General features: G+C 47.2%; 7 protein-coding genes and 2 pseudogenes. 2 read left to right on the forward strand and 7 right to left on the reverse strand.

Annotation, left to right across the window (positions count from 1 at the left end):
• The 7 genes and pseudogenes from M3090_RS14420 to M3090_RS14445 form a co-directional block, all read right to left on the reverse strand.
• Positions 1 to 848 (reverse strand): glycoside hydrolase family 97 N-terminal domain-containing protein (locus M3090_RS14420; RefSeq protein WP_249057492.1); only part of this gene is annotated, 848 nt, incomplete at its 3' end.
• A 453-nt stretch (positions 849 to 1,301) separates the two neighbouring features.
• A complete protein-coding gene (locus M3090_RS14425) occupies positions 1,302 to 1,595 on the reverse strand; it encodes a hypothetical protein (RefSeq protein ID WP_249057494.1) in 294 nt (97 codons plus the stop codon).
• A gap of 5 nt (positions 1,596 to 1,600) precedes the next feature.
• Positions 1,601 to 2,014 carry a secondary thiamine-phosphate synthase enzyme YjbQ gene (locus M3090_RS14430; protein WP_249057496.1) on the reverse strand — a complete coding sequence of 138 codons (414 nt, stop codon included), beginning with the start codon at positions 2,012 to 2,014 and terminating at the stop codon, positions 1,601 to 1,603.
• A gap of 24 nt (positions 2,015 to 2,038) precedes the next feature.
• Positions 2,039 to 2,428 (reverse strand): annotated as a pseudogene (locus M3090_RS16010) (RNase H family protein); the annotation flags it as partial.
• 71 nt (positions 2,429 to 2,499) lie between these two features.
• Positions 2,500 to 2,670 (reverse strand): annotated as a pseudogene (locus M3090_RS16015) (viroplasmin family protein); the annotation flags it as partial.
• A gap of 207 nt (positions 2,671 to 2,877) precedes the next feature.
• Positions 2,878 to 3,429, reverse strand: coding sequence for a 3'-5' exonuclease (locus tag M3090_RS14440; protein WP_249057498.1), 552 nt, complete (start codon positions 3,427 to 3,429; stop codon positions 2,878 to 2,880).
• Complete coding sequence (locus tag M3090_RS14445; protein ID WP_249057501.1) at positions 3,417 to 4,382, reverse strand: helix-turn-helix transcriptional regulator; 966 nt, start codon at positions 4,380 to 4,382, stop codon at positions 3,417 to 3,419. Before M3090_RS14445 ends, M3090_RS14440 begins: the two co-directional genes overlap by 13 nt.
• 166 nt (positions 4,383 to 4,548) lie before the next feature.
• On the opposite strand from M3090_RS14445, the gene M3090_RS14450 reads away from it, so the two are divergent.
• Positions 4,549 to 5,817, forward strand: a complete 1,269-nt coding sequence (locus M3090_RS14450; RefSeq protein WP_249057502.1) for an RtcB family protein — start codon at positions 4,549 to 4,551, stop codon at positions 5,815 to 5,817.
• Between the two features lie 369 nt (positions 5,818 to 6,186).
• Positions 6,187 to 7,199: PD-(D/E)XK nuclease family protein (locus M3090_RS14455; RefSeq protein ID WP_249057505.1), on the forward strand; the 1,013-nt coding region annotated here is incomplete at its 3' end.

Here is a 7,199-nt window from a genome sequence, read left to right on the forward strand (position 1 = left end):
ATCTTATCATCTGCCGCCACCAAGGCAATGCGCCAAGGGAAGTCGCGCGCACCGTTCACTTTGGCGATATATGCTTCTCTTTTCTCTACGATTTGTTGCAGCATATTGTGGCCTCCTTGGCTAGTTTTTTTCGGATAAGCCGGGAAGATACCTTTCAATTGATTAGAGGCATCCCCACCAGTCAGGTAGAGACCTGGATAATTTTCCAGATGTGATTCTGTCAGGCAAATCCTTACTCCTTCCGGGGTGGTCACTACCAATGGCAGGAAAGCCAGATGCCCCGGCGTAAGTGCCGACAAGTTCGTCTCCGTATAAACATTCTCGAAAGAGTTGAAGAATTGGGATTCATAATCGTCAGCCTTTCCGCCACGCACATAGGGTAGTACCACTTCGTTGTCAGTGGGAAAACGATAATCTACGGTTTCCGACGCAACATACACGGTTTCCTCTTTTTCATAGGAAAAGCGATAGGCTATGCCATCATCATAGGCTCTGAAAGTTACAGCATAGTTGCCCTTGCAGCGGAGAATCAGTTCATTATATCGTTCCTTGATATCCGTAGCTCGGAAGAAAGGCGATGCTACGCGTTGATCGACTTGTCTCCGTTGGGTATCCCACACTTGCGGTGATTTCCCCCAAATCGTTCCGTCCGTCAGCTCCATACCTATGGACGAAAGAGCCAATACTTCCTTACCTTGAAAACAAATGCAGTAGGCCAATTTCTCATCCACAACAATTTGTGCGGAAAGTTTTCCGTCAGGCGACTGAACCTCAAAATGTTTGCCATTACTTGGGCTGGCATATGTGCTGGCCAACAAAAGGCATATTCCAATCACTAATCTCATCATAAAAATAGTCATGTTGGTTTTTACTTTGGAATTTTATGACGGAAAACACCCTCCGATATACTCATTAATGGCGAAATATTTTTTGAATTTTTGCAGTTTTAAATAGGAGGAAGTAGACTTGCAAATCAATGATGCTGCAAAATTATTTTTTCCTGCGTTTTCGGTTAGTGCATTATTTATTGTCTGGTGTGTGTCTGATATAACTAACTCATCTTTTGATTTAATGGAAAAAAGCATGAGCTGTTTATTTCAATCATATACAGCAAAAGGAATATTTTTGAGATGAGTAGCAGATTGCATTTCCTATCCTCATAGTCTATTCTTCTTTCCATCTCGCTTCAGTCTTTTTAGACCGAGCGAAGTAGGAGGAAAGAGGCAAAGAAGAAAAGAATACTTTGGAATACTTCCCGCACTATACGTTTTCGGGCAAAACCAAAGGGGTAAATGTATTCTTCACCCTGCACCGACTGGGATCAACAGATCCTCCTCCGGCCAGTGTGGCAAGTAGAAAAGCGGCAAGGGCCGACCGCCTACCCCGTTCCACTCCACGCGGCATAAGTGATAAAAGTCCGGAGCCCCGAAGTCGAATGAGCGGCCGTAGAGCAGGATGGCTCCGCGCCCCTCATCAATCTTCCACAGGCCACCGCCATAGGGACATTGCTCGTCCCATGCCAAGAGGTCCCTATGCAAATAGACGCGGCCGAACTTCAGCACGCCGTCTTGGTTGATGATGAATTTCTGGTACATAGTTTCTATTCATAAATTGTGGCTACTATTTTCCTTTCTCCACCGTAGTCGCGAAATTCACACAGGTAAATGCCCTGCCATGTGCCCAAGTTCAGCCGACCATTTGTGATGGGGATGGTCAGGCTCACTCCAAAGAGCGAGCATTTGGCATGGGCAGGCATGTCGTCCAGGCCCTCCAGGGTGTGGTCGTAGTAAGGTTCGTTTTCAGGAACCAGGTGGTTCAGAATCTTTTCCATGTCGGTACGTACGTCCGGGTCGGCATTTTCATTGATGGATAGGGCACACGAAGTGTGTTGCACAAAGAGGTTGAGCAGTCCGGTTTGTGGTAGAGGTTTGGGCAGATGCTCCAGAATTTCGGAAGTGACCAGATGGCATCCCCGTCGTTTGGCGGATAGGCGGAAGGTGATTTGTCGTATCATAATTTTTCGAGTATGTTTCTTGGACTATTTTCGCCCGAAGTCGGCTGGAATCTCGCCCCATTGTTCCGTTTCCCATTTCAGTATCGGTGTGGAGTAGGCATTATCGTGCAGCCATCGTTCGGCGCGGTCGATCAGTTGGAATAGGGGTTCGCTCTTGGTGTCGCGGGGCAGCTTGGTCTTGCATTTTTTCTGGCGCACCCAGGCGATGGCGTTGCGGCTGTCACTGTAGATGGGCATGTCAAGCCCTTTTTGCTTCAGCAAGGCCAGGGCATGCACGATGGCCAGAAATTCGCCGATATTGTTGGTGCCGTAGAGGGGACCAGAATGAAAGGCCTGCTGGAAGCTGGGGAGGTGTACGCCGCGGTATTCCATCTTGCCGGGATTTCCGCTACAAGCGGCATCTACGGCCAGGGCCTGGCCTTTCAGGTCGGGAGGTAGGCAGAAGACGGTCGGTCGTTTGGGCACTGGCGAGATCCCGGTAGGCCGGATATAGTCTGTAGGCGAGGAGGCAAACGCTTCTTCGGCTCCTGCAAAGTGTCGAACGATTTATATTTCGCGCCGGCATAACCCTTGGTTTGCAGTTGGCATTCTGTCCAAGTGCGGTAAATGCCTGGGGTGCCGCCCGCCCAAACCACGTAGAACTTCTGTTTTTTTATCATGCGAAAAAGCAACTTGTTTGTAAATGTAGTCCGTCGGGGCAAAGGTAGGGCTTATAAATGGATTACGCAAACTTTGGACAAGCTGGCCTCAATGTTCTTCCATGGCACGGCCAAAGTTCCTCCAAGCCCCAGCCTCCTCCCTACCTCCTCTCTGTATATAGGCAAGGACGAGGTCGGGAGAAGGTAGGGTGGGGCATGTATGCGTTAGAGTTTCCCATTGCAATGTCCGATATCTTCGAGTGCGCACGCCCCTGCATCCTTGATCTCCTTCAGGAATAGCCGGGCGCACATCTCCGCATCGTTGCCTGCCTGGTGGTGCTGCCCGCAGGGAATCTCAAACTCGTGGCAAAGGTAGTCGAGGCTGTTGCAACCGAAGTCATAGAGGCGGCGGGCTGCCCGCAGGGTGCAATAATAGGTGATGTCGGGCTTCTCCATGCCGTATAGTTCCAACGAGTGGCGGATGCAACCAATGTCAAAAGCGGCGTTGTGGGCCACGAGCACGGGAATGTCTTTCAGGTATTCCAGGATTTCAGCCCATACTTCGGGAAACTCCGGCGAATGGATGGTGTCGCTCGGGCGTATGCCGTGGATTTGCATGTTCCAATAGCTGTACATATTGCCCTGTGGACGCACGAGCCACGAGCGGGTTTTCACGATCTGCCCGTCGCGCACCACGCAGATGCCTGCCTCGCAGATGGATGCGCGTTTGCCCGTGGCCGTCTCAAAATCTATGGCGATAAAGTTCAATCCTTGCATGGTTTCTCCTTCTTTTCTCTGGTGTAATAGTTCAACATGTTTTGTGCAAAGTTGCGCATCTCGTCGCGTACCGGTTCCGGCTCCAATACCTCCACTTGGTCGCCTTGGGCAAGCACCAGCTGGTAAAAGTCGAAAGTCGGCTTCAGGTGATATTCAAAGAGCGTCGATTCGTCATTGCTTTCCAGCTCACGTTGGGATTCGTGCAAGGGGAGGGTGCGCAGATAGTCGGCAAAGTGGTTGTAGGCCAAGAGTACAATCCGCTGAATCGGTTTGTCAGAGGTTATCACTCCGCAACAGCCTTCAAAATACCTGTCCACATCAAAGTTTTTCTTCATCTTGAATGTCTTGCCCGTATCTTGAATATCCGAAATGCGGTCGAGGGCATATACCCGATAAACATCATTCGGCTTGATGCCTTGCTCCTTGTTGCGCTGGGAGTAATAGGGACTTCGTGCCACCACATACCAGCGTCGTTTGACCACCTTCAGGCAGTAAGGCTCGATGTCGAATGTGCAGGGTTCCGGTTTGCTGAAGCCCTGGTGTGTGATGCTCAGCACGTGATTGCGCCGCATGGCATCGGCAATGCAAGTCAGCCACGTCTGTCCGGAAGGGATTTCCTCAAAAATAATCCGGTCCTCCAGCTTCTTGTCTGCCTGTATCTGGTTCAGCGTGGCGTAGGAACTGATGAGCCAGCTACGCAGGTTGTTGCCTTCCAAGCGTTCGGGCTCGTCGATGTAATAGCGGTAATTGTCTTTCCGGTCACATTCTATATAAACATCGAAGATGTCCTTGATAGCCTTCTGGTGATTGTGGAACGTGCGCAACGGCAATTCCTCGCCATAGCTCAGTCCGCTCTCCTGCCAAAGCTCGCAGATTTCCTCATACGTCAGCCGTTTGTACCGGAGCAAGACATCCATCAGCCAGACGTATCGTCCAAAAAGATTTGCAGCCATATCATAGGGTTTTTAACGGTTCTGACGCAAAGTTACACATTCTGTTGCGCCAAATCATGGCACAGCCTTATTTTTTTCTCGCTTTCCTGCATTTTTTCTTGGGTTGTGCCGTGTTTTGGCATTTGGGGGCTCTTACTTTGTACTCACTAATCATAAACAAGTGCTAATGATGAAAACCTTAGGAAATCACGATGTGAAGATATTCACGGACAACATCGAGACTACTGCCATCGAACAGATAGAGCGGTTGCTGGCCATTCCTGCTTTTGGTGGTTGCAAAATCCGCATCATGCCCGATGTGCATGCCGGAGCCGGGTGCGTCATCGGCTTTACGGGCAATTTGGGTGACAAAGTAATCCCCAATATCGTAGGTGTGGACATCGGTTGCGGCATCTGGGTACAGCCGTTTGCCTGCGCAAAGGCGATGGATTTTCATGCGTTGAATGAGTTTATTTTGCACCATATCCCTTCCGGACGCAATTACCGGGACAATCGTTATGCCCCACTTCCGCAAAAATACATGGATGACTATCGCGAAAGCAAGGACCTCATTAAGCAGATGCGTTGCTACCGGGAACTGAAAGAGACCAAACGGCTTAACCTCTCCATCGGTTCGTTGGGGGGAGGCAATCACTTCATCGAACTGGACAAAGACGAAAGCGGCCTGCATTATCTGGTGGTGCATACCGGGAGTCGCAACCTGGGCAAACAGGTGGCGCAAATCTACCAAAAGTTGGCCGTGAAGTGCCAATCCGGTTGGGCAGAGCTGATGGAAGAGCAAGATAGGCTGATCGCGGCCTACAAACAAGCCGGGCGAAAAGACGAGCTGCAAGAAGCTATCCGTCAATTGCACAATTCGTTCAAGATGCGCAAGCCCACGATACTGCCCGACCTGTCCTACCTGGAGGGCCACTTCCGCGAAGACTACCTGCACGACATGCGCCTCTGCCAGCTATGGGCGAAAATCAACCGTCGCCTGATTGCAGAACTTATCCTCGACCATCTCTTGGCGGAGGGCGTGGCTAAGAGCCGGGATGCCGGACTACAGTTTGAGAGCATCCACAACTACATCGGCGATGACAATATCATCCGCAAGGGAGCCATCTCTGCCCGTGCCGGAGAGAAATGTATCATCCCACTGAATATGCGTGACGGTTCCTTGATCTGCATCGGCAAAGGCAATGAGGATTGGAACCATTCCGCTCCGCATGGGGCCGGACGCATCATGAGCCGCAGCCAGGCGTTCAAAGAAATCAGCTTGGACGACTATGCCCGGTCCATGCAGGATATCTATACCGAATGCGTGAGCGAGGAAACCAAGGATGAATCGCCGATGGTGTATAAGCCGAAAGATGAAATCATCCGAAACATCCAGGACACGGTGTCGGTGGTGAACGTGATTAAGCCGGTGTATAACTTTAAGGCGGCGGAGTGAGGCAAAAAACAGGGCGGCTTGCGATATAGTTAGCAATTTATTTTGTAGTTCATTAGTGTTTTGTAACTTTGCAACGTAACCAAAACAAAATGAGCTAAGAAATAGATTAAAGACATATTGCAAACGATTAGACAGTTATTCGATTCGCTTAAATTCTGGTAAAATTTGGACTGAAATCAAGAATAATAGGTCTAAGCGTAGTTTGCACCCTTCCAAAGGGCGCAGGCCGCTTTTACTTATTCTGATTTCGGGTTTACCAGAGCCTAAGCGGATGGATAAGAAAAAGGAGGGCTGTGTCCTTTTCTTGTATTCGCATCAATATACTTTAGAGTAGCATAAATCGTAAATCAATACTTAAATTATAATGTTATGAATGAAGAACTCAAAGAACTATCTGAATGGTTGAGCCAAAATCAAAAATGTATTCCCAAAAAGCAAATACGGGAAAAAACTTTTATGGATATCGCAGGGATAAGTATTTATGAGAATAACTGGTCGGATATTTATGCCTATTTCTTCAACCCGAAAGAAAAACATGGCTTAGGACGATTGTTTATAGAAGCACTTAATACTCTGGTCTCTGAGAAGACGGGTAAAAAGCCTTTGCTAATGGATAAGTTCTCTGTCTTTCGCGAATATCCTATTGAAGGAAAATGGATAGACCTTTTAATTAAAAGCGAAAAGGAAGCTATTATTATTGAAAACAAAGTTTATGCCAATCTGTATAATCCTCTTGATATTTATTGGAGAGGTATAAATATGTCTGATGAACTCAAACGTGGTGTTGTTTTGTCATTACATGAAATGCAGGTTACGAATCCATATGTAAATATTACGCATAAGGAATTTGCCGAATCTATAGAAAGTGCATTGCCTAATTATTCTCATTCTTCAGACTCTAGAAATTTGATGATTTTGCGAGATTTTATTCAAAATATCTATAGCAAAACCTTATATAATATGGATGCAAACGAATTGAGCTTTTATTACTCAGAAAGTGATAATCGAAAGATAATCAATAGACTATCTGAAATTCGATCAAATGTAATCAGGCATATCCGTGAATCAATAGAAGATGAAAAGGCGGTTAATGCACGGTTGGAAAACAGAGGTATTGTATTGCAAGTTAAAGCTAAAGAGAACAATAGGTATACTTATTATGCCTATAAGGAATTGGGACAAATCATGCTTACATTAAAGTATAATTCATTATGGGACTTCAGTCAACAATGTCGTGTAGAGATGTATCTGGAGTTACAAGGAAACATAATGAAATATGTTGAGCAGAATCTAAATTCACTGAAGGAAGCAGGTATTGAGCCTAATTATCATACTCCTAAAAAAGATTATTGGCATTTCCAAAAAGAAGATATTCTGTTTAC

Origin of the sequence: Bacteroides sp. ET71, assembly GCF_023336905.1 — a bacterium.
Classification (GTDB): domain Bacteria; phylum Bacteroidota; class Bacteroidia; order Bacteroidales; family Bacteroidaceae; genus Bacteroides.